The organism is Pseudomonas sp. HMWF032 (assembly GCF_003060885.1).
Taxonomy (GTDB): Bacteria; Pseudomonadota; Gammaproteobacteria; order Pseudomonadales; family Pseudomonadaceae; genus Aquipseudomonas.
The window spans coordinates 53,155-74,013 of the sequence record NZ_QAIG01000011.1 but is presented as its reverse complement, the minus strand read 5'-3'; the positions used below and the strand labels follow the sequence as shown (position 1 = coordinate 74,013).

General features: G+C 60.7%; 18 protein-coding genes. 9 read left to right on the top strand and 9 right to left on the bottom strand.

Features of this window, described 5'->3' with window-relative positions; translation table 11 throughout:
- The 8 genes from nusA to DBR00_RS15485 all read left to right on the top strand — a co-directional run.
- The coding region (nusA, locus tag DBR00_RS15520; protein ID WP_256583042.1) for a transcription termination factor NusA at window positions 1-1,402 on the top strand (1,402 nt) is incomplete at its 5' end.
- Window positions 1,403-1,429: 27 nt separating this feature from the next.
- Complete coding sequence (infB, locus tag DBR00_RS15515) at window positions 1,430-3,922, top strand: translation initiation factor IF-2 (protein WP_108486142.1); 2,493 nt, start codon at window positions 1,430-1,432, stop codon at window positions 3,920-3,922.
- Window positions 3,923-4,030: 108 nt separating this feature from the next.
- Window positions 4,031-4,438 (top strand): 30S ribosome-binding factor RbfA, encoded by a 408-nt coding sequence (gene rbfA / locus DBR00_RS15510; RefSeq protein WP_108486141.1) that lies wholly within the window; start codon window positions 4,031-4,033, stop codon window positions 4,436-4,438.
- A gap of 4 nt (window positions 4,439-4,442) precedes the next feature.
- Window positions 4,443-5,363: a tRNA pseudouridine(55) synthase TruB gene (gene truB / locus DBR00_RS15505; protein WP_108486140.1), complete on the top strand. Its 921-nt coding sequence runs from the start codon at window positions 4,443-4,445 to the stop codon at window positions 5,361-5,363.
- A 204-nt stretch (window positions 5,364-5,567) separates the two neighbouring features.
- On the top strand, window positions 5,568-5,837 hold the full coding sequence (gene rpsO, locus DBR00_RS15500) for a 30S ribosomal protein S15 (RefSeq protein ID WP_042554902.1): 270 nt from the start codon (window positions 5,568-5,570) through the stop codon (window positions 5,835-5,837).
- Between the two features lie 206 nt (window positions 5,838-6,043).
- The gene (gene pnp, locus DBR00_RS15495) at window positions 6,044-8,149 is read left to right on the top strand and encodes a polyribonucleotide nucleotidyltransferase (protein ID WP_108486144.1); all 2,106 of its coding nucleotides are present in this window, start codon (window positions 6,044-6,046) and stop codon (window positions 8,147-8,149) included.
- 292 nt (window positions 8,150-8,441) lie between these two features.
- Window positions 8,442-8,810 (top strand): BON domain-containing protein, encoded by a 369-nt coding sequence (locus DBR00_RS15490; RefSeq protein WP_108486139.1) that lies wholly within the window; start codon window positions 8,442-8,444, stop codon window positions 8,808-8,810.
- A gap of 63 nt (window positions 8,811-8,873) precedes the next feature.
- Entirely contained in the window at window positions 8,874-9,071 is a 198-nt protein-coding gene (locus DBR00_RS15485) for a CsbD family protein (RefSeq protein ID WP_108486138.1), read from the top strand.
- A 68-nt stretch (window positions 9,072-9,139) separates the two neighbouring features.
- On the opposite strand, the gene DBR00_RS15480 is transcribed toward DBR00_RS15485, so the two are convergent.
- The 9 genes from DBR00_RS15480 to DBR00_RS15440 form a co-directional block, all read right to left on the bottom strand.
- Entirely contained in the window at window positions 9,140-9,439 is a 300-nt protein-coding gene (locus DBR00_RS15480; protein WP_108486137.1) for a DUF2845 domain-containing protein, read from the bottom strand.
- 20 nt (window positions 9,440-9,459) lie between these two features.
- A complete protein-coding gene (locus tag DBR00_RS15475) occupies window positions 9,460-9,756 on the bottom strand; it encodes a DUF2845 domain-containing protein (protein ID WP_108486136.1) in 297 nt (98 codons plus the stop codon).
- Window positions 9,757-9,768: 12 nt separating this feature from the next.
- Window positions 9,769-12,798, bottom strand: coding sequence for a DUF748 domain-containing protein (locus DBR00_RS15470; RefSeq protein ID WP_108538077.1), 3,030 nt, complete (start codon window positions 12,796-12,798; stop codon window positions 9,769-9,771).
- A 102-nt stretch (window positions 12,799-12,900) separates the two neighbouring features.
- Window positions 12,901-13,917, bottom strand: coding sequence for a class I SAM-dependent rRNA methyltransferase (locus DBR00_RS15465; protein WP_108490150.1), 1,017 nt, complete (start codon window positions 13,915-13,917; stop codon window positions 12,901-12,903).
- Window positions 13,918-14,036: 119 nt separating this feature from the next.
- A complete protein-coding gene (locus DBR00_RS15460) occupies window positions 14,037-14,489 on the bottom strand; it encodes a phage infection protein (protein WP_108490149.1) in 453 nt (150 codons plus the stop codon).
- Between the two features lie 176 nt (window positions 14,490-14,665).
- Window positions 14,666-15,847, bottom strand: coding sequence for an acetyl-CoA C-acetyltransferase (locus DBR00_RS15455; RefSeq protein ID WP_108538076.1), 1,182 nt, complete (start codon window positions 15,845-15,847; stop codon window positions 14,666-14,668).
- Window positions 15,848-15,942: 95 nt separating this feature from the next.
- Entirely contained in the window at window positions 15,943-16,818 is an 876-nt protein-coding gene (locus tag DBR00_RS15450; protein WP_108488607.1) for an oxygenase MpaB family protein, read from the bottom strand.
- 106 nt (window positions 16,819-16,924) lie between these two features.
- Window positions 16,925-18,862, bottom strand: a complete 1,938-nt coding sequence (acs, locus tag DBR00_RS15445; protein ID WP_108488606.1) for an acetate--CoA ligase — start codon at window positions 18,860-18,862, stop codon at window positions 16,925-16,927.
- A gap of 78 nt (window positions 18,863-18,940) precedes the next feature.
- On the bottom strand, window positions 18,941-20,050 hold the full coding sequence (locus tag DBR00_RS15440; RefSeq protein ID WP_108488605.1) for a DJ-1/PfpI family protein: 1,110 nt from the start codon (window positions 20,048-20,050) through the stop codon (window positions 18,941-18,943).
- A 124-nt stretch (window positions 20,051-20,174) separates the two neighbouring features.
- On the opposite strand from DBR00_RS15440, the gene DBR00_RS15435 reads away from it, so the two are divergent.
- The coding region (locus tag DBR00_RS15435) for a GlxA family transcriptional regulator (RefSeq protein ID WP_256583041.1) at window positions 20,175-20,859 on the top strand (685 nt) is incomplete at its 3' end.

The window sequence follows — 20,859 nt, the reverse complement described above, 5'->3', positions numbered from 1 at the left end:
GGAGCTGGCTCTGGCCACTGCTACCAAAAAGCGTTTTGAGGACGAGGTCGAGTTGCGTGTGGTGATCAACCGCCACAACGGAAGCTACGAAACATTCCGCTGCTGGACAGTGGTTGAAGAAAGTGACTTTGATGATCCTGCACATCAGGTCACCACTGACATGCCGCGTGCGGTCGAAGCCAACGCCAAAGTTGGCGACGTGCTGGAAGAGAAGATCGAATCCATCGAGTTCGGCCGCATTGCTGCGCAAACCGCGAAGCAGGTGATTGTGCAGAAGGTTCGCGAAGCTGAGCGTGCTCAGGTGGTTGAGGCCTATCGCGAGCGTCTGGGTGAAATCATCTCCGGCACCGTGAAGAAAGTGACCCGTGACAGCGTGATCGTTGACCTGGGTAACAATGCCGAGGCCATGCTGGCTCGCGAAGACATCATCTCCCGCGAAACCTTCCGCGTCGGTGTGCGTCTGCGTGCGCTGCTCAAGGAAATCCGTACCGAGAACCGCGGCCCGCAACTCATTCTGTCGCGTACTGCGCCGGAAATGCTGATCGAGTTGTTCCGCATCGAAGTGCCGGAAATCGCTGAAGAGCTGATCGAAGTCATGGGTGCGTCCCGTGATCCGGGTTCGCGCGCCAAGCTGGCCGTGCGTTCCAAAGATAAACGTATCGACCCGCAAGGTGCCTGTATCGGTATGCGCGGTTCGCGCGTGCAGGCGGTTTCTGGGGAGTTGGCCGGTGAGCGGGTCGACATCGTGCTGTGGGACGACAACCCCGCGCAGTTCGTGATCAACGCCATGTCGCCCGCCGAAGTGGCCGCCATCATTGTCGACGAAGATGCCCATGCCATGGACATCGCCGTTGGCGCAGACAACCTTGCTCAGGCCATTGGCCGCGGCGGTCAGAACGTGCGTTTGGCGAGTCAGCTGACTGGCTGGACCCTGAACGTGATGACCGAGGCGGACATTCAGGCTAAACAGCAAGCTGAAACAGGCGATATCCTGCAGCGCTTTATCGACGAGCTTGAAGTCGACGAAGAGCTTGCCCAGGTGTTAGTCGAAGAGGGCTTCACCAGCCTTGAAGAAATTGCCTACGTACCGATGGAAGAGATGCTCAGCATCGATGGTTTTGACGAGGATATCGTCAATGAGCTTCGTGCTCGCGCCAAAGATCGCCTGCTGACCAAAGCCATCGCCAACGAGGAAAAGCTGGCAGATGCCCACCCAGCCGAAGACTTGCTCTCGCTTGAGGGGATGGATAAGGCGCTTGCGCATGAACTGGCAGTGCGCGGCGTTATTAACCGCGAAGACCTGGCCGAGCAGTCTATTGATGACCTGCTCGACATCGACGGTATCGACGCTGAGCGAGCCGGCAAGTTGATCATGGCCGCCCGAGCCCATTGGTTCGAGTAAGCAGTTGCGGCCTGAGGAGAGAAATGCATGACGCAAGTCACGGTTAAAGAACTGGCCCAAGTGGTCAATACGCCGGTTGAGCGACTGCTGCAGCAAATGCGTGAGGCGGGTTTGCCGCACAGCAGTGCTGAGCAGGCAGTGACCGACAGTGAGAAGCAGGCCCTGTTGGCCCACCTCAAGAGCAGTCACGGCGACAAGGTCGAAGAGCCGCGCAAGATTACTTTGCAGCGCAAGACCACCAGCACCCTGCGGGTTGCCGGTAGCAAGACCATTAGCGTTGAAGTGCGCAAGAAGAAAACCTTCGTCAAGCGCAGCGCCGAAGAGATCGAAGCTGAAAAGCAGCGTGAGCTTGCTGAGCAGCGTGCGGCTGTCGAAGCGGCGCGCCTGAAGGCTGAAGAAGAAGCCAAGCAGCGCGCGGCTGAGGATGCTCAGCGTCCGGCTGCCGCACCTGCTGCTGTTGACGCGCCTGCCGAAGCCGCTCCGGTTGTTGATGTCGAGCTTCCAGTGGTTACCGCGCCGGTTGTCGAAGAGCGCAAGAAAGACGAGCCGCGTCGTCCAGACAAAGCACGCAATGATGATGCCGATCGTCGTGGTGGTGAGCGCAAAACCACCCAGCATCGCCCTACCGTCAAAGAGAAGGCGCCGGCACCGCGCGTTGCTCCGCGTACCATCGATGAGGAAAGCGATGGCTTCCGTCGCGGTGGCCGCGGCAAGGCCAAGCTGAAGAAACGTAACCAGCACGGCTTCCAGAGCCCGACGGGTCCGATCGTGCGTGATGTTAAGATCGGGGAGACCATCACGGTGGGCGATCTCGCTCAGCAGATGTCGGTCAAGGCCGCTGAAATCATTAAGTTCATGTTCAAGCTGGGCACCCCGGCGACCATCAACCAGGTGCTGGATCAGGAAACTGCCCAGTTGGTTGCTGAAGAGCTGGGTCACAAAGTTACCCTGGTCAGCGACACCGCCCTGGAAGACTCCCTGGCTGAGTCGCTGAAGTTCGAAGGCGAGACCTTTGCCCGTGCGCCGGTTGTGACTGTAATGGGTCACGTTGACCACGGTAAAACCTCGCTGCTCGACTACATTCGCCGCGCCAAGGTGGCGGCTGGCGAAGCCGGCGGTATTACCCAGCACATCGGTGCCTACCACGTAGAAACCGAACGCGGCATGGTCACCTTCCTCGACACCCCGGGTCACGCCGCGTTTACCGCCATGCGTGCCCGTGGTGCCAAGGCGACCGATATCGTGATTCTGGTGGTTGCCGCCGATGACGGCGTGATGCCGCAGACCATTGAAGCTGTTCAGCATGCCCAGGCCGCTGGTGTACCGCTGGTGGTTGCCGTGAACAAGATCGACAAGCCGGGCGCTGACCTTGATCGCATTCGTAGCGAGCTGTCGGTGCACGGTGTGACCTCGGAAGAGTGGGGTGGTGATACGCCGTTCGTTCCTGTGTCGGCGAAAGTCGGTACCGGTGTCGACGAACTGCTGGAAGCCGTGTTGCTGCAGGCCGAAATTCTCGAGCTGAAAGCCACTCCGTCGGCCCCAGGCCGTGGTGTTGTGGTTGAATCGCGTCTGGATAAAGGCCGCGGCCCGGTTGCGACCGTGCTGGTTCAGGACGGTACTCTGCGCCAAGGCGACATGGTGCTGATCGGCTCCAACTACGGTCGTATCCGCGCCATGCTCGACGAGAACGGCAAGCCGATCAAAGAAGCCGGCCCGTCGATTCCGGTCGAGATTCTCGGCCTGGACGGCACCCCGGATGCGGGCGACGACATGAGCGTGCTGGCTGACGAGAAGAAAGCTCGTGAAGTCGCGCTGTTCCGTCAAGGCAAGTTCCGCGAAGTGAAACTGGCCCGTGCCCACGCTGGCAAGCTGGAAAACATCTTCGAGAACATGGGGCAGGAAGAGAAGAAGACGCTCAACATCGTCCTCAAATCCGACGTTCGTGGTTCTCTGGAAGCGCTGCAAGGCTCGCTCAGCGGCTTGGGTAACGATGAAGTGCAGGTGCGTGTGGTCGGTGGCGGCGTCGGTGGTATCACCGAGTCCGATGCCAACCTGGCGCTGGCCTCCAATGCTGTACTGTTTGGCTTTAACGTGCGTGCCGATGCCGGCGCGCGCAAGATCGTCGAGCAGGAAGGTCTGGATATGCGTTACTACAACGTGATCTACGACATCATCGAAGACGTCAAGAAGGCCCTGACCGGCATGCTCGGCAGTGATGTTCGCGAGAACATCCTGGGTATTGCTGAAGTGCGTGACGTGTTCCGTTCGCCGAAATTCGGTGCGATCGCCGGTTGTATGGTGGTCGAGGGTACGGTTTACCGTAACCGTCCGATCCGCGTACTGCGCGATGATGTAGTGATTTTCGAAGGCGAGCTGGAATCTCTGCGTCGCTTCAAAGACGATGCCTCCGAAGTGCGTAATGGCATGGAGTGCGGGATCGGCGTGAAGAGCTACAACGACGTCAAAGTCGGCGACAAGATCGAAGTGTTCGAGAAAGTCCAAGTGGCCCGTAGCCTGTAAGTACGAGCCGCAACACGCAGCGCCCGGCCCCGCTTTTGCGCGGCCGGGCGTTTGCCGCTTTTAGGTCCACTGCTTTTTGCGGCAGTGCGACGAGTGAAGGTAGTAGAAATGGCCAAAGAATTTAGCCGTGCCCAGCGCATCGGCGATCAGATACAGCGCGAACTGGCGCAGTTGATCCGTATGGAAGTTAAAGACCCGCGCTTGGGTGGGTTGGTGACGATTACTGCGGTGGATGTCAGTCGCGACTCCAGCCATGCCAAGGTGTATGTCACCGTCATGGGCGGTGAACCTGAGGACGGTGTGGACAGCGTGGCGCAGAGTATCAAGGTACTCAACGACGCCAGCGGTTTTTTGCGTATGCAGTTGGGCCGGGCGATGAAGCTGCGCAGTGTGCCGAATTTGCGCTTTCACTACGATGAGAGTGTCGTGCGTGGCGCGCAGCTGTCAGCGTTGATCGAGCGTGCGGTCAGCGAAGATCGTCTGCACGACGATGCCCCCACCGAGGCCAAGGAGTAAGCGCGTGGCCCAGGTCAAACGTATTCGTCGTGCCGTGGATGGCATCATCCTACTCGATAAGCCCAAAGGCTTTAGTTCCAACGCGGCGCTGCAGAAAGTGCGCTGGTTGCTTAACGCCGAGAAGGCCGGGCACACCGGCAGCTTAGATCCGCTGGCCACAGGTGTATTGCCTCTGTGTTTTGGGGAAGCCACCAAGTTTTCCCAATACCTGCTCGATGCCGACAAAGGTTATGAAACGCTGATGCAGTTGGGTGTCACCACCACCACTGCGGATGCCGAGGGTGAGGTGTTGGAACGTCGCCCTGTGACCGTTGGTCGCGCCGATATTGAAGCGGTGCTCCCGGATTTTCGCGGTGATATCAGTCAGATACCGCCGATGTACTCAGCCCTTAAACGTGATGGTCAGCCACTTTACAAGCTGGCCCGTGCAGGTGAAGTAGTGGAGCGCGAGCCGCGTTCTGTTACTATTGCGCGCCTGGAATTACTGGACTGCGAAGCGGAGCAAGCGCGCCTGGCGGTCGATTGCAGCAAAGGCACGTACATCCGCACTCTGGTCGAAGACATCGGCCACTTGCTGGGTTGTGGTGCACACGTTGCTGAGCTGCGCAGAACCAAAGCCGGCCCTTTCGATTTGAGCCGCACCGTAACGCTCGAAGAGCTGGAGCGGGTGCATGGCGAAGGTGGCAATGAGGCCGTTGACCAGTTCCTGCAACCCGTCGACAGCGGTTTGCAACATTGGCCGCTGCTGCAGTTCTCCGAGCACAGTTCGTTCTACTGGCTGCAAGGGCAGCCAGTACGCGCCCCCGAAGCGCCGAAGTTCGGCATGGTTCGGGTACAGGACCACAACGGCCGCTTTATCGGGATCGGTGAAGTGAGCGAAGACGGACGCATTGCGCCGCGTCGATTGATTTCAACCAAGGCTTAGCCTGGGTTATTGCTGCAGGCCTCGGCTTAGCGGTGCAGGATTCGGTCAGCAGACCGTAGCGCGGACATGGGGTTTCGGCTCTGGTCGGCGTGTATCGAGGGTGGCTGTTAATAGGCACGGTCATGCCTCACTTTAAAAACACGGGAAGCGATTCCCGGCCTATTGCAACTGTTTCGGCAGTTGCCTAACTGAGAGGATTGCCCCATGGCACTCAGCGTTGAAGAAAAAGCCCAGATCGTTAACGACTACAAGCAAGCTGAAGGCGACACCGGTAGCCCGGAAGTGCAAGTTGCACTGCTGTCCGCCAACATCAACAAGCTGCAAGGCCACTTCAAGGCCAACGGTAAAGATCACCACAGCCGTCGTGGTCTGATCCGTATGGTTAACCAGCGCCGTAAGCTGCTGGACTACCTGAAGGGTAAGGACACCAGTCGTTACAGCGCCCTGATCGGTCGCCTGGGTCTGCGTCGCTAAGCAATGCTTATGCGTAGCTGACTGCCGAAGCTGGAAGTGGGGTTTACCCTGCTTCCAGCTTTTGCTTTTCTGCTGTAGCTGTTTTGGACGATAGCGGGTCCGATTCCCGTAACCGCCCACTCATTCTGTAAGACCCGTCTGTTCACATGCTGAGCAACGGCTGCAAAAACGCTTTCCCCAAGGGCAACAAAGAGAAGGAAAACACCGTGAACCCGGTCATCAAGAAGTTCCAATTCGGTCAATCGACCGTTACCCTCGAAACGGGCCGCATCGCCCGTCAAGCCTCCGGCGCAGTTCTGGTCAGTGTTGACGATGACGTCACCGTGCTGGTCGCTGTCACCGGCGCAAAAACTGCCGACCCAAGCAAAGGCTTTTTCCCGCTGTCCGTGCACTACCAGGAAAAAACCTACGCAGCCGGCAAGATCCCAGGCGGCTTCTTCAAGCGTGAAGCCCGTCCTTCGGAAAAAGAAACCCTGACCTCGCGCCTGATCGACCGTCCGATCCGTCCGCTGTTCCCGGAAGGCTTTCAGAACGAAGTGCAGGTGATCTGCACCGTGATCTCCACCAGCAAGAAGACCGATCCGGACATCGCCGCGATGATCGGTACCTCGGCGGCCCTGGCTATCTCCGGCATTCCGTTCAACGGTCCCATCGGTGCGGCCCGCGTAGCTTTCCACCCGGAAACCGGCTACTTGCTGAACCCGACTTACGAGCAGCTCAAGGCCTCCAGCCTGGACATGGTTGTAGCCGGTACCAAAGACGCCGTGTTGATGGTTGAGTCGGAAGCCAAAGAGCTGACCGAAGACCAGATGCTGGGCGCCGTGCTGTTTGCCCACGACGAATTCCAAGCCGTTATCCAAGCCGTTGCTGAATTGGCTGCCGAAGCCGCCAAGCCGACGTGGGACTGGCAGCCGAAAGCGGAAAACACTGCACTGCTCAATGCCATCCGCAGCGAGTTCGGTGAAGCGATTTCCCAGGCCTACACCATCATCATCAAGCAGGACCGCTACGCGCGTCTGGGCGAGCTGAAAGATCAGGTGGTGGCCAAGTTCTCTGGCGAAGAAGGCCAGCCTTCTGCCGGTGAAGTGAAAGACGCCTTCGGCGAAATCGAATACCGCACCGTGCGCGAGAACATCGTCAACGGCAAGCCGCGTATCGACGGCCGTGACACCCGCACTGTGCGTGGCCTGAACATCGAAGTCGGCGTACTGGACAAGACTCACGGTTCGGCGCTGTTCACCCGTGGTGAGACTCAGGCGCTGGTGGTTGCCACCCTGGGTACTGCCCGTGACGCGCAACTGCTTGATACCCTGGAAGGCGAGAAGAAAGACCCCTTCATGCTGCACTACAACTTCCCGCCGTACTCGGTGGGTGAGTGTGGTCGCATGGGCGCCACTGGCCGCCGCGAAATCGGTCACGGCCGTCTGGCGCGTCGCTCGGTGCAGGCCATGCTGCCGGCCGCCGACGTGTTCCCGTACACCATCCGTGTGGTATCGGAAATCACCGAGTCCAACGGTTCGTCCTCGATGGCTTCCGTGTGCGGTGCGTCCCTGGCCCTGATGGACGCCGGTGTACCGATGAATGCGCCGGTGGCCGGTATCGCCATGGGCCTGGTTAAGGAAGGCGAGAAATTTGCCGTTCTGACCGACATCCTCGGTGACGAAGACCACCTGGGCGACATGGACTTTAAAGTGGCCGGTACCGCCAATGGCGTTACTGCGCTGCAGATGGACATCAAGATCCAGGGCATCACCGAAGAAATCATGGAAATCGCCCTGGGCCAAGCCCTTGAAGCGCGCCTGAACATTCTCGGTCAGATGAACCAGGTCATCGCTCAGTCCCGTAGCGAACTGTCGGCCAACGCGCCGACCATGATCGCGATGAAGATCGACCAAGACAAGATTCGCGACGTGATCGGTAAAGGTGGCGCGACCATCCGTGCCATCTGCGAAGAAACCAAAGCGTCGATCGACATCGAAGACGATGGCTCGATCAAAATCTTCGGCGAAACCAAGGAAGCTGCAGAAGCGGCACGTCAGCGCGTCCTGGGTATCACCGCAGAAGCCGAGATCGGCAAGATCTACGTCGGTAAGGTTGAGCGCATTGTTGACTTCGGTGCCTTCGTCAACATCCTGCCGGGTAAAGACGGTCTGGTGCACATCTCCATGTTGAGCGACGCTCGCGTTGAGAAGGTGACCGACATTCTCAAAGAAGGTCAGGAGGTTGAAGTGTTGGTACTGGACGTGGACAACCGCGGCCGTATCAAGCTGTCGATCAAGGATGTAGCGGCTGCCAAGGCTTCGGGCGTGTAATCGTCGCGTTACTTTGCAGAAAAAAGAGGGCCCTTCGGGGCCCTCTTTTTTTGTCGGTAAAAAAGCATGTGGGCCTCGGCGCCTATGCAACCAGCGCTGTCGTGCAATATGCCCTGCTCGGTTGGCCCTAGCATGCAGATTGCACGGCACATGATGTTTTTTTATTGGTAAGTTATTGATATTTAAAAAATAAACCATTTAGAAAGGTTGGCACAACGCTTGCGACAGTACTGGGGAGACTGCAGCTCGTTGTGGTTTGCAGATTGTTCAGCACACGCAGGAGGCATGATTTATGAAAAAGCCAATCAAGCATTTCGCAGTAGCCGCCATGACCGTCACCGCGCTGGGGCTTTTGCTCGCCGGGCCGGTTATGGCTGCGGGCACCCCGAGCGTGCAGCCAACCCTGCTGGCCGCTAGTGAGACGATGGATAAAGCAGAAGATGCGGTTTCCGACACGTGGATCACCAGCAAAGTGAAGTCGACCTTCCTGGCCGACAGCAGCTTGAGCGGTATCGACATAAAGGTCGAAACCAATAAGGGCGTTGTCACGCTTTCCGGGGTTGTTGCCAGCTCCGCCGAGCGTGATCTGGCCATTGCCAAGGCCGGCGAGATCAAAGGTGTGAGTGCGGTATCCGCCGAAGCGCTGAAAACCGCGCAGTAATCCATGGATGCGTGCCAGGCGCTGCGAGGGGCCTGGTAGCCACTCAACGACAAGGACAAGCAGATGAATACTGATGTAATCAAAGGTAAGTGGAAGCAAATCAACGGTCGTATCAAGGAGCGTTGGGGCAACCTGACCGACGATGACCTGAACGTCGCCGAAGGCCATAGCGAGTACCTGGCCGGCAAGCTGCAAGAGCGTTACGGTTGGACCAAGGAAAAGGCTCAGGATGAGCTGCGTGATTTCAGCGGCAAGCTGTAATCAGGCGTAAAAAAGCCCCGCCGGCACAACCAGCGGGGCTTTTTTGTGCGCGACTATGGGAGCTGTTGTTATCTACCTCGCTTGCTCTCGATCTTTATCAGGCGATTGCCTTCGAAACGCAGAAACTGATACATGCCGTTGCGCGGACCGTAGGCCCATTCTTCCACGGCCACTTCATGGCGAAAGCCGTATTCATCGAGCACTTCGCGGTAGCCAACAAACTCGCGGCTGATCGGTTCGCCGCATTTACTGCTGACGATGCTGGACGAGTCCTCCAGGCTGATAAGCGCGCTACCACAGCGCAGGGTGGATGAGGCATACGCCCCGAGAGGGAGCAGTATCAGTAGGCTGCAGACCAGTTGTCTCATCAAATTTTCCGGGGCAGATGTTAGCGACTACGACGCCGTTCGATTGCACGCAGGCGCGTGCCTTCGAAGGTGAGAATACTGAGCATGCCATTATCCGGACCATAGACCCATTCCTCGATCTGGTACTCACGCCGTTCACTTGGGCCGAGTGAGTAGCCTACCAGGTCGCGAAAAGCCGGCTCACCGCACTTCTGCAGCACCTCGAAACGTCGGTCATCCAGGCTGACCAGTTGGCTGCCGCAGCGCAGTGTTTCGGCCTGTACCTGCGACGATGCGCCGGCGCAGGCAAGGATCAGGGTTGTGGCGAGAGCGCGCATATGACGAAAACCTTACTCGCTGCCAAGGTGCAGGGTGGTGGCGACGCGGCCATCGGCGTCAGCCTGTGCCATGTTGACATCCAGCAGGTAAATACGTTCGTCAGCCAGGCCACCACGTTCGACCAGATAAGTCTTTATTTCTGCCGCGCGCATCTGGGCCAGCTGACGCTGCAGCAGCTCGCTTTGTGCCCAGGACTGCAGCACGGCGTCGCGCATCTTCGCGCTGCGTTCCGCGCTGGCCAGTTCAGTCCACTCGGCAGGCGGTTGCTGCTTGAGGCGGGTGCGGTAGATACCTTCGATCAGTACGGTCTTGTCGTCATCATCGACGACCAATTCACTGGCCTCGGCGGGTACATCATCGCCGCGACGTTGCAGCATTTTGTACCAGGTGTTCTGGTATTCGCGCTCCAGGCGTGCGGCCGCCAGTGGCGGGCCGTCGCTGCTTGCAGCGCTCATGCCTTCGATCTCCAGGCGCAGGGTTGGGCGCTCCTTCAAGGCGCTGGCCAGGGTGTCCAGGGCTTTTTGTGCATCACCGTCGAGCTCGCTGCCGCCGGCCTTGAAACGCACGGTACTGAGGTCAACTTCACTGCCACCGCTGACCAGCCCACCGATAAATTTGAATGGCGCCTGGGCGGCGCGCAGCACCAGGTTGCGCAGGGTCTGCCAGACAATCGGCATCACGCTGAACTCCGGGTTGTTCAGATTACCCTGCACAGGCAATTGGATTTCGATGTTGCCTTGGGTGTCCTTGAGCAGGGCCACGGCCAGACGAATCGGCAGGTCCATGGCGTCCTTGCTGTCGACCTTCTCACCCAGCTGCAGGTCTTCCAGTAGCAGTTTGTTCTCGGCGTTGAGGTTGCCTTTCTCAATCTGGTAATGCAGGTCGAGGTTGAGACGGCCCTTGCGGATACGGAAACCGGCGAACTTGCCGGAGTAAGGCGTCAGGGTGGTCAGCTCGACGTTCTTGAAACTGGTGGCGATATCCAGGCTGTTCAGCGGATCAAACGGGGTGAGTTTGCCCTTGATGCTGACCGGTGCGTACTTGTCGACTTTGCCCTGAATATCGACGCTGGCGGTTTTCGGACTCTGGTTGTCGAGTGTGCCGATCTTGCCGTTGAGTTGCTGAATGGCCGTGGCGAAGTTAGGCGTCAGGCTGAAGTCGGCAAAGTTCGCCGAGCCGTCCTTGATGCTGATGCCGCCGATGCGCATCGGCAGCGGTTTACTCGCTGCAGCGGGCTTGGCGTTGGCCTCTGCCGGCTGTGGAATCATCAGATCGCTGATATTGGTGGTGAGGTCTTCGTTGATGATAAAGCGCACATAGGGCTGCTGCAGTTTGACCTGGCCGATCACCAGGCCCTTGCCGTGTTGATAGTCGATTCCTTCCACCAGCACTTGCTGCCATTTAAGGAAGTCGCGGTCCTTGAGCGTGTCGAGGGTATGCAGCTGATTGATCTCGGCTTGCCCGCCAATACTGAAGGCCAGCGGTTCGACGCTCTGCAGATCAACCGCCAGGTCGCTGCCGAGCTTGCCGCTGCGCAGTTCCAGACGCACGAAGGGGCTCAGGTAGGTCTGCGCCAGGCGCAGGTCGATATCGCGGGTGGCAACCTGCAGCTTCGCCGTAGTCGGGGTCAGTTGCACCTGGCCGTCGGCCTTGATCTGCCCGGTCTTGTTCACTCCTGTGTCGAGCTTGAGGCTGAAGGGCGACGTGCCCAGGCTGTCGAAGGCGTTCAGATCGAGGTTGAGTGGTGCCAGGTCGATTTTGACTTCCGCGCCGCCGGCGCGGTCGGCCAGATGCACCTGATAGTCGCGCAGTTGCACGTCACGCAGGATTACCTGCCAGGGTTTGCTGGGCTCTTCCGGCTGGTCGGCAGTGGCGGTTTCCAGGTCAGCGGATTGCTCTGCGGTGGTCGGTTCGCTTGGCTCTTTTGCCGGTTCGGCTTCCTTGGCTACGGAGCCTGAGCCACCCTCATTTGGAGCTGGAGCTGGAGCTGGAGCTGGAGCTGGAGCTGGAGCTGGAGCTGGAGCTGGTTTGGCGGGTTGGCTGGCCAGCAGCTTCTGCCAGTCGAGCTGGCCATCGGCCTCGCGTGCAGCCCAGGTTTCCAGCTTCTGGCTACGAATCTTGCCGACGATGACCTGCTGCTTGGCCAGGTCCACGCTGGTTTCGCTGATATCCAGGCTTTGCAGGCGCAGCAGCGGTTTTTCCGCCGGGCTTTTGATGGCAAAGCTGCTGACGTTGAGCTGGGTATTGCTCAACAGCAGTTCGGTGCCTTTGGCCAGATTCAGGCTGTAGTCGCTGCTGAGATTGACGGTGCCGTCCTCCAGAACCAGCGGCACCGCATCGCGCACGTAGGGCCAGATGGCTTTCAACTTACCGTCCGTGACTTTCAGGCTGCCACTGGAGCTGATTGGCACCAGGCTGATACGGCCAGTCCAGTCGATGCGTCCGCCGGTAGGGCCGGTGGCCACCAGGCTCATGTCGGCATTGTCGTCTGGCAGGGTGCTGAGGTTGAACAGCTCAAGGTTGAGGTCGTCGTAGATAAACTCGATGGGCTCGCTGGGGCGCAGGTCCTGAAAATGCACGTTGCCGCCACTCAGCTTGATCCGTGAAATACGCAGCGGGAACGGCTCGCCGGCCGGCTCTTCAACCGCAGGCTCGGTGCTAGGCGGGACGTTGAACAGTTGCGTCAGGTTGAGTCGACCGTCCTTGCCGAACAGCACTGCGCTGTGCGGTTTATCCAGCTCGATATCGGCCAGGTGCAATACGCCGTTCCACAGGCTGTCGAGTTGCAGGTTGGCATACAGCCGTTCGAAGGCAATCTGCTGCTGTTCGGCTTCACCAATCTGCAGGCCCCAGAGGCTGAGCTCCAGGCTGAACGGGTTGAGTTGCAGGCGTTGCAGGGTGGCGGGTACTTCGGCGTAGTGCGCCAGTTGCTGGTTGGCGATGCGCAGGCCGATACCGGGCAGAATCAGAAACCCCAGCAGGCTGTAGAGAGCAATGGCGATGGCAATGGCGCTGGCCGCGCGCTTTATCCCTTTAAGCATAAAAACGTCATCTATCCCGACGAGAAGTGCCTTGGAGTATGGCATGCGTGCGCAGTTCCGCAGAGGCTCTGCGCGGCGATTTTCTTCATGCTGACGGGTACATCAGAACTGCAGGAACAGGGTTTTCAGTGGTGGCTTGCCATCCTGTGATGGGAAGTCACTGGCCGGTGGCAGCACCTGCCAGCCACGTACTGGGCGACCGAGTTTTTCCGCACAGCGCAGCACCTGCTCACGCCAATCGGCCAGGGCAACTTTCGCCAGGTTGTTACAGCAGATCAGCACGCCATTATCGGCGGTGGCGAGAATTGCTGGTTTGAGCAGGCTCTGGTAATCGCGCAGCAGGTCGACGGTGCCGAAAGCACTTTTGGCCCAGGCCGGCGGGTCGAGCAGCACCAGATCGAACTGACGTTGCTCAAGGCGCGGATAGTGCGGCAGCTTCTGCCCGCGCCGCACATTGATCGGCAGGCCAGCCAGTTGGCGAATTGCCGGGAAGTAATCCGATTGCACAAATTGCATAGGACGCAGCTGCGGATTGAGCTGACCATTCTCGCGACCGACCGCCAGGTTGCCTTCGGCAAAATCCAGATTGAGCACCTCGCTGGCCCCGCCAGCAGCTGCACTCAAACCGACGCCACAGGTGTAGGCGAACAGGTTGAGCACGGATTTGCCGGCACTGTGTGCTTTGACCCAGCCGCGGGCGTTGCGCAGGTCGAGAAACAGCAAGGGGTCCTGTCCGGCATGGCGGCCGCGCACGCGGTAATTGAGGCCCCATTCATGGCCGATCAGGTCTTCCAAGGCCGTTGGCTCGGCTTGATAGACCGCGTCGCTGCGGTCGATACGCGAGTTGCCTTGGGCGCGATCGTTGTACACCAGCAGCAGTGGGATGCTGAGGTGGGTTTGGCATTGCTCGGCCAATTGCAGCAGTTCGTCACGACTCAGGCTCTGGTGGAAGCTCTGCACCAGCAGTTGCGGGCCATAACGGTCGATGGTCAGGCCGCCGGCGCCTTCCTGGCTGCCATGAAACAGGCGATAGCAGTCGGTGCCTTGCTGATGCAGTTCAGCCAGCAGGTCGTGACGGTTATGCAGGGCGGCGCGCAGCGCCTGATCGAGAGAGGGCATGCGCGGCGACTCGAAAAAGGAGGGCACGCAGTTTATCAAGATTCACCTGCCGGGACGCAGGCTCGGCAAAAACAGCAAGGGCACCCTAAGGTGCCCTTTAATTTGCGAGTGTTACTTGATCAGACGATGCGGTTAACGCCCGTGCGGTCAGCGCCATCAGCGGCTACGCGGTTGCCGCCCGTGCGGTCAGCGCCATCAGCAGCGATGCGGTTGCCGCCCGCGCGGTCAGCGCCATCAGCAGCGACGCGGTTGCCGCCCGTGCGGTCAGCGCCATCAGCAGCGACGCGGTTGCCGCCCGTGCGGTCAGCGCCATCAGCAGCGACGCGGTTGCCGCCAGTACGGTCAGCGCCATCAGCGGCGATGCGGTTGCCACCCGTGCGGTCAGCGCCGTCAGCAGCGATGCGGTTACCGCTGGTGCGATCTGCACCGTCTTCGGCGATACGGTGGATGCTGGTACGGTCAAAACCATCAGCAGCGATGCGATTGCTCAAGGTACGTTCTGCGCCGTCTGCGGCGAAAACATTGCTGGTCAGGCTGGCGGCAAGCAGGGAAGCGATCAGGTACTTGTTCATCTGGGTGTCCTCGGAAGAGTGGGGTAAGTGGCTACGGGGCTCATGTTGCGCCGCAGCCCGACTCTTGAGAAACGCAGGCGGTCAATAGCAATCATCATTGCTGTCGATGGCAAATAAAAAAGCCGGCCCTCTGATTGATGGGGCCGGCTTTTTCTAGCTACAGCTGAGCGGTGTTATCAGTCTCGTTCGATAGCCAGTGCCACGCCTTGACCACCGCCGATGCACAGGGTGGCGAGGCCTTTCTTGGCGTCGCGCTTGATCATCTCATGCAGCAGGGTCACCAGCACGCGGCAGCCAGAGCCGCCAATCGGGTGGCCGAGAGCGATGGCGCCGCCGTTGACGTTGACCTTGCTGGCATCCCAGCCCAGCTCCTTGCCGACTGCCAGGGCCTGCGCGGCAAAGGCTTCGTTGGCTTCAATCAAATCCAAGTCACTCAGCTGCCAGCCGGCCTTGGCCAGGCAGCGCTGGGTGGCACCGACCGGGCCGATACCCATGATCGCCGGATCGACACCGGCATTGGCATAGCTGGCGATCTTGGCCAGTACCGGCAGGCCGAGGGCCTGCGCTTTGGCGGCGCTCATCAGCAGCACGGCGGAAGCGCCGTCGTTAAGGCTGGAGGCGTTGCCGGCGGTGACGCTGCCGTCTTTCTTGAATGCGGGCTTCAGCTTACCCAAGGATTCTGCAGTGGTGCCGGCGCGTGGCTGCTCGTCAGTGGTGAAGGCCACTGGCTCGCCTTTGCGCTGCGGAATCAGGATTGGGGTGATTTCATCGACGAAGCGCCCAGCTTCGATGGCGGCCACGGCTTTTTGCTGTGAGGCGGCGGCGAAGGCGTCCTGCGCTTCGCGGCTGATGTCGTATTTATCAACCAGATTCTCGGCGGTGATGCCCATGTGGTAGTCGTTGAAGGCGTCCCACAGGCCGTCAGTGATCATGCTGTCGATCAGCTTGGCGTGGCCCATGCGCAGGCCTGTGCGTGCGCCGGGCATCACGTAGGGGGCCAGGCTCATGTTTTCCATGCCGCCGGCGATGATCACCTCGGCGTCGCCGCAACGGATCGCCTGGGCACCCAGGTGCAGGGCTTTCAGGCCCGAGCCGCAGACCTTGTTCAGGGTCAGCGCTGGCACGGCGTGGGGCAGGCCAGCGAGGATTGCTGCCTGACGCGCCGGGTTCTGCCCGCTGCCGGCGGTCAGCACCTGGCCGAGGATCACTTCGTCGACCTGCGCGCCGTCCAGGCCGGTTTGTTCCAGCAGGCGGCGGATTACCGCTGCGCCCAGTTCAGGGGCTGGGATAGTCGCCAGTGAACCCTGGAAACTGCCGATAGCGGTGCGGGTGGCGGCAACGATGACGACGTCTTGCATAACGCGATCCTCACAAATGACAGGCGCGGCGGGCCGCGAAAGGTCGCTATGGTGGCACAGCGGCTTTGTTTACGGCCAGCGTGCGAACCGACCGGTCAGCGTGGTGGCAGGTTCAGGCGTTTGCGCGCGCGGTGGATCGCACCGCCGCGTACCGCCCAGCGCAGCACGGGGGCCAGGCTGTGTACGCCGGCGTGGATCACCCGGCTACGCGACGGGCTGATCTGCTGGCCGAGCATCTGCTGCGCCCAATCTGGCAGCAGGTCGATGCCAGCCTGCATCAGCAGCTTGGCCGCCGGGGCGGCGAGGGCGCTGGGTGCCGGGGCGTTGAGCAGAATGCGCAGGATTTCCAGCGAGCGTTCATCACAGCGCAGCTCTGTGCGCACAGCTGCCAGGTAGGCGGCGACCTCGGCGCGTGAGCGCGGCACCTGGGTCGCACCCAGGCGTTCAGCGATCAAGGCGATTTCCGCGTAGTAACGGTCCTGATCGGTATCGCTCAGTTGTGGGTTGCGGTAACGCAGGTGGGCCTGGAGAAAACTGTACACCTCGGCCACATGCACCCAGGTCAGCAGCGCCGGGTCACTGGCGGCATAGGCGCGACCGTCCGGTGCGGTACCCGTGACCTTGAGGTGAATGGTTCTGACCTTGTCGATCAGCCAGTCGGCATCGGCGCGCGAGCCGTAGGTGGTGCCAGATATAAACTGCCCGGTGCGACGCAGGCGGCCAAGCAGGTCCTCACGAAAATTCGAGTGATCCCACACCCCGGCTAATGCCAGCGGATGCAGGGCTTGCAAGAGCAGGGCGCTGATGCCGCCGATCAGCATGCTGGTGAAGTCGCCATGTACCTGCCAGCTCACCGAGTCGGGGCCGAACAGGCCGGGGTCGTCCTGGGGCTTTTCGAAGTCGATTTGCCCCAAGGCGACACCGCTGAGACTAAGAACTTGGCTTTCGATACGGCGGCGAAGAAATTCCATGGAATGGTGGGTTCGTTTACTGGTGTAGGGTGGATATCCGCCGCGCGGTGCCTTAGGTGGATGAACAGCGCGTCAGCTAAGCGCCTCGATCCACCCTACATCTTAGCTATCGGTTCAGGCGTTGCTCGATCAGCCCATCCACCACGCTGGGGTCGGCCAGGGTCGAGGTGTCACCCATGTTATCCAGCTCGTTGCAGGCGATCTTGCGCAGGATACGCCGCATGATCTTGCCTGAGCGGGTTTTCGGCAGGCCCGGCGCCCACTGGATCAGTTCCGGTTTGGCGAAGCTGCCGATTTCCTTGCCGACCAGGGCCAGCAGTTCCTGCTTCAGCGCATCGTTGATTTCCACGCCGTTCATCGGTGTGACGAAGGCATAGATGCCCTGGCCTTTGAGGTCGTGCGGGTAACCGACCACGGCGGCTTCGGCCACGGCGTCATGCAGCACCAGGGCGCTTTCCACCTCGGCGGTGCCGATGCGGTGGCCGGAGACGTTGATCACATCATCCACCCGCCCGGTGATCCAGTAGTAACCGTCCTCGTCGCGGCGCGCGCCGTCGCCGCTGAAGTAGTAGCCGGGGTAGGGCTTGAGGTAGGTATCGATCATCCGCTGATGGTCGCCGTAAACGCTGCGAATTTGGCTTGGCCAGCTGTCCTTGATCGCCAATACGCCGCTGCCAGGGCCGTCGATCTCCTTGCCCTGTTCATCCAGCAGCACCGGCTGCACGCCAAAGAACGGCCGGGTCGCCGAGCCGGGTTTGAGGTCGGTGGCGCCGGGTAGCGGAGTGATCAGAATGGCGCCGGTTTCGGTCTGCCACCAGGTGTCGACGATCGGGCAGCGGCGTTCGCCGACCACGTTGTAATACCACTCCCAGGCTTCCGGGTTGATCGGCTCGCCGACGCTGCCGAGCAGGCGCAGGCTGGTGCGCTCGGTGCATTCGACTGGGCCGGTGCCCTCACGCATCAGCGCGCGCAGGGCGGTAGGCGCGGTGTAGAAGATATTCACCTGGTGCTTGTCGATCACCTGCCAGAAGCGCGAGGCCGTCGGGTAGTTGGGCACGCCTTCGAAGATCAGGCTGGTGGCGCCGTTGGCCAGCGGGCCGTAGACGATATAACTGTGCCCGGTGACCCAGCCGACGTCAGCGGTGCACCAGTAGATATCGCCTTCGTGGTAGTCGAACACATACTTGTGAGTCATCGCCGCCATCAGCAGATAGCCGCCAGTGCTGTGCAGCACGCCCTTGGGTTTGCCGGTGGAGCCGGAGGTGTAGAGGATAAACAGCGGGTCCTCGGCGTCCATCGGCTCTGGTGGGCAGTTGCCGTCCGCGTCGCGCAGGGCTTCGTGGTACCAGATATCGCGGCCTTCCACCCAATCGATCCCGCCCTGTGTGCGTTCAACCACCACCACCGTGCTGACAGCGGGGCAGCTATGCAGCGCCTTGTCGACGTTGGCCTTGAGCGCCACGTACTTGCCGCCGCGCACGCCTTCATCGGCAGTAATCACCGTGCGGCAGTCGGCATCGAGAATGCGGTCGCGTAGGGCATCAGGTGAAAAACCGCCGAACACCACCGAATGCACTGCGCCAATGCGCGCACAGGCGAGCATGGCGTAGGTGGCTTCGGGGATCATCGGCATGTAGATGCACACCCGGTCGCCCTTTTTCACCCCGCGGCTCTTCAGCACGTTGGCCAGGCGGCTGACGTTGTGGTGCAGCTTCTTGTAGGTGATGTGCGCCGATTCGCCGGGGTTGTCGCCTTCCCAGATCAGCGCGATCTGCTCGCTGCGCTTTTCCAGGTGGCGGTCAATGCAGTTGTGGCTGACGTTCAACTGGCCACCCTTGAACCACGAACCCTGGCCGCTGAGCAGGTCGCCCTGCTGCACGCTGCTCCAGGGTTTGCTCCAGTCGAGAAAGGCCTTGGCCTGTTCGGCCCAGAAGGTTTCCGGCTGCTCGAGCGATTGCTGGTACAGGCGCAGGTAGTCGTCGTTGTCCAGGTGAGCGCGTTGGCGCACGGCGTCGGGCACGGGGTGGCGTGTGATGTCGAACATGGCGGGTCCTTGTTGTTGTGTTCCGCGATATCCGCAAGGGTGAACCAAGCGGGTGCTTGGTTCAAGTGGTGTGGCCGCTTAGGGCGGTGAGTCTGGCGCAAGGTAGGGGCTGGGGTACTCCAGTTGCAGGGCGACCAGTCGCGCAGTCGCGGTGCCGTGACGGCTGGCGATATTCTCCAGGGCCTGCTGCAAGGCATGGCTCGCCGGCCCGTTGGTGATAGTGAGGCTATGCATATTCGGATCGCTGTACGCCCGGTCAGGGATCAGGCGCAGGCCGCTGCGCGTTAGCAGCGGCACGGTGGCGATGCTCAGCGCCTGTGAGCGGTAGGTGCGCGCGTGGGCATCGGCCGTCAGTGCGAGGGTGATTTCGTCGATCCCGGCACGCACGGGGATGGCCAGCGTTTCATGGTTCCAGAATGCCAGCCAGTTACCTGCCAGGGTCTGGTAGTCAGCGCGGTTTAGGGTGAAGGGGCGGCTGTCGTGGGCGGCTGACCAGTCGGACATACCCAGTTCATCGGCCAGCTGCTGCGCTTGTGTAGGCCCGGCAATGGCCTCGACCAGTGCCAGGGATACCGGCATGGCGGCGCTGACTCCCGAGCTGCTGATCACCGGGCCATCGACCACATAGCGGCGCTGCTCCAGCCATTGAGTCTGTGGAAATTGTGCGCGGCGTTCGCTGGCCGAGTACCAATGCCCGGTGGCGCGCCGGCCGTCGAGCAGGCCGGCGTGAGCCAGGCTGAATACGCCGTCGCAGATGCCCAGCACAGTTGCGCCCTTGCTCGCCTGCGCGCGAATCCAGGTGAGTAGGCGCGCATCGTCGTTGTGGTGAGTCGCCGCGACGATCAGATAGTCGGCACCCTGCGGATAACGTGCATCGAACTCGGCCGTGCTGGCGTCGGCGGCAAAACTCAACGCAGGCAGCATCTTGATGCGGCCTGGTTCGGGGGCGACGGCCAGCACCTCGGCGATAGCGGCGCGTTTGAGAATCCCGTAGGGCACCACAAAGTCGACCAGTTCGGTCATGCGGTTCTCGCCCAGCACGGCAATTACTGGGCGGTCGCGGCCGTGACGGGGCACATAGGCGGCGATGACTTCGTCGCTGATCGGTGGTGGTGTTGCGGCAAACAGACCGTTTGTGTCGAGCAATAGGCTGAGGCACAGGCTGAGCAGCAGAAGGCGAGTAGGCATGAGTAGTCTCCAGTCGAGGTATGAGTCTCGCCTGCGTGTGCCTGGTAGTAATGCCACTGTTGAGTGAATATCTGCCAGCGCTGAACGCTCGCGCGTCTGTGAAGAGGTGCCAAGGATGATTGATATGCGTGAATTCCCCCTGCCGCCATCCGCTGATCTGCAGGATGTTCTGCTGCTGGTCTTCGACAATTTCCAGCTGCTTGATGCCAGTGGGCCGCTGGAGGTCTTTGCTGTGGCCAATGATCGTCTGGCGGCTGCCGGTTTGCCGCCGCGCTATCGCCTGCACCTGGTTTCGCAGCACGGTGGCGAGGTGCGTGCGTCAGCGGGTGTGGTGTTGCTGACCGAGCCTTTGCCCGCGGTTGCTCAGCTGGTCGGGGCGACGCTGCTGGTGGCCGGCGGTTTCGGCGTGATGCAAGCGCTGGCAGGTGGGCAACTGGCCGCCTGGTTGCGCCAGGCCGCCGAGCACTTGGCACGCTGTTGCTCTGTGTGCACCGGTGCATTTCTATTGGGTCAGGCCGGGCTGCTGGATGGCCGTATGGCGGTTACCCATTGGCGCTATGTCGAGTTATTGCAGCGCAGCTTTGCGCGTATCGATGTATGCGCCGACGCGCTTTTTATCAAGGATGGCCGCTGTTATAGCTCGGCCGGTGTGAGCGCCGGAATTGACTTGTGCCTGGCGCTGGTCGAGGAAGATTGCGGGCCGACAATGGCCTTGGACGTGGCGAAGGATCTGGTGCTGCCGCTCAGACGCAGCGGCGGGCAACGTCAGTTCAGTGCCGAGTTGCTGGCGCAGACCGGGGCACCCGGCG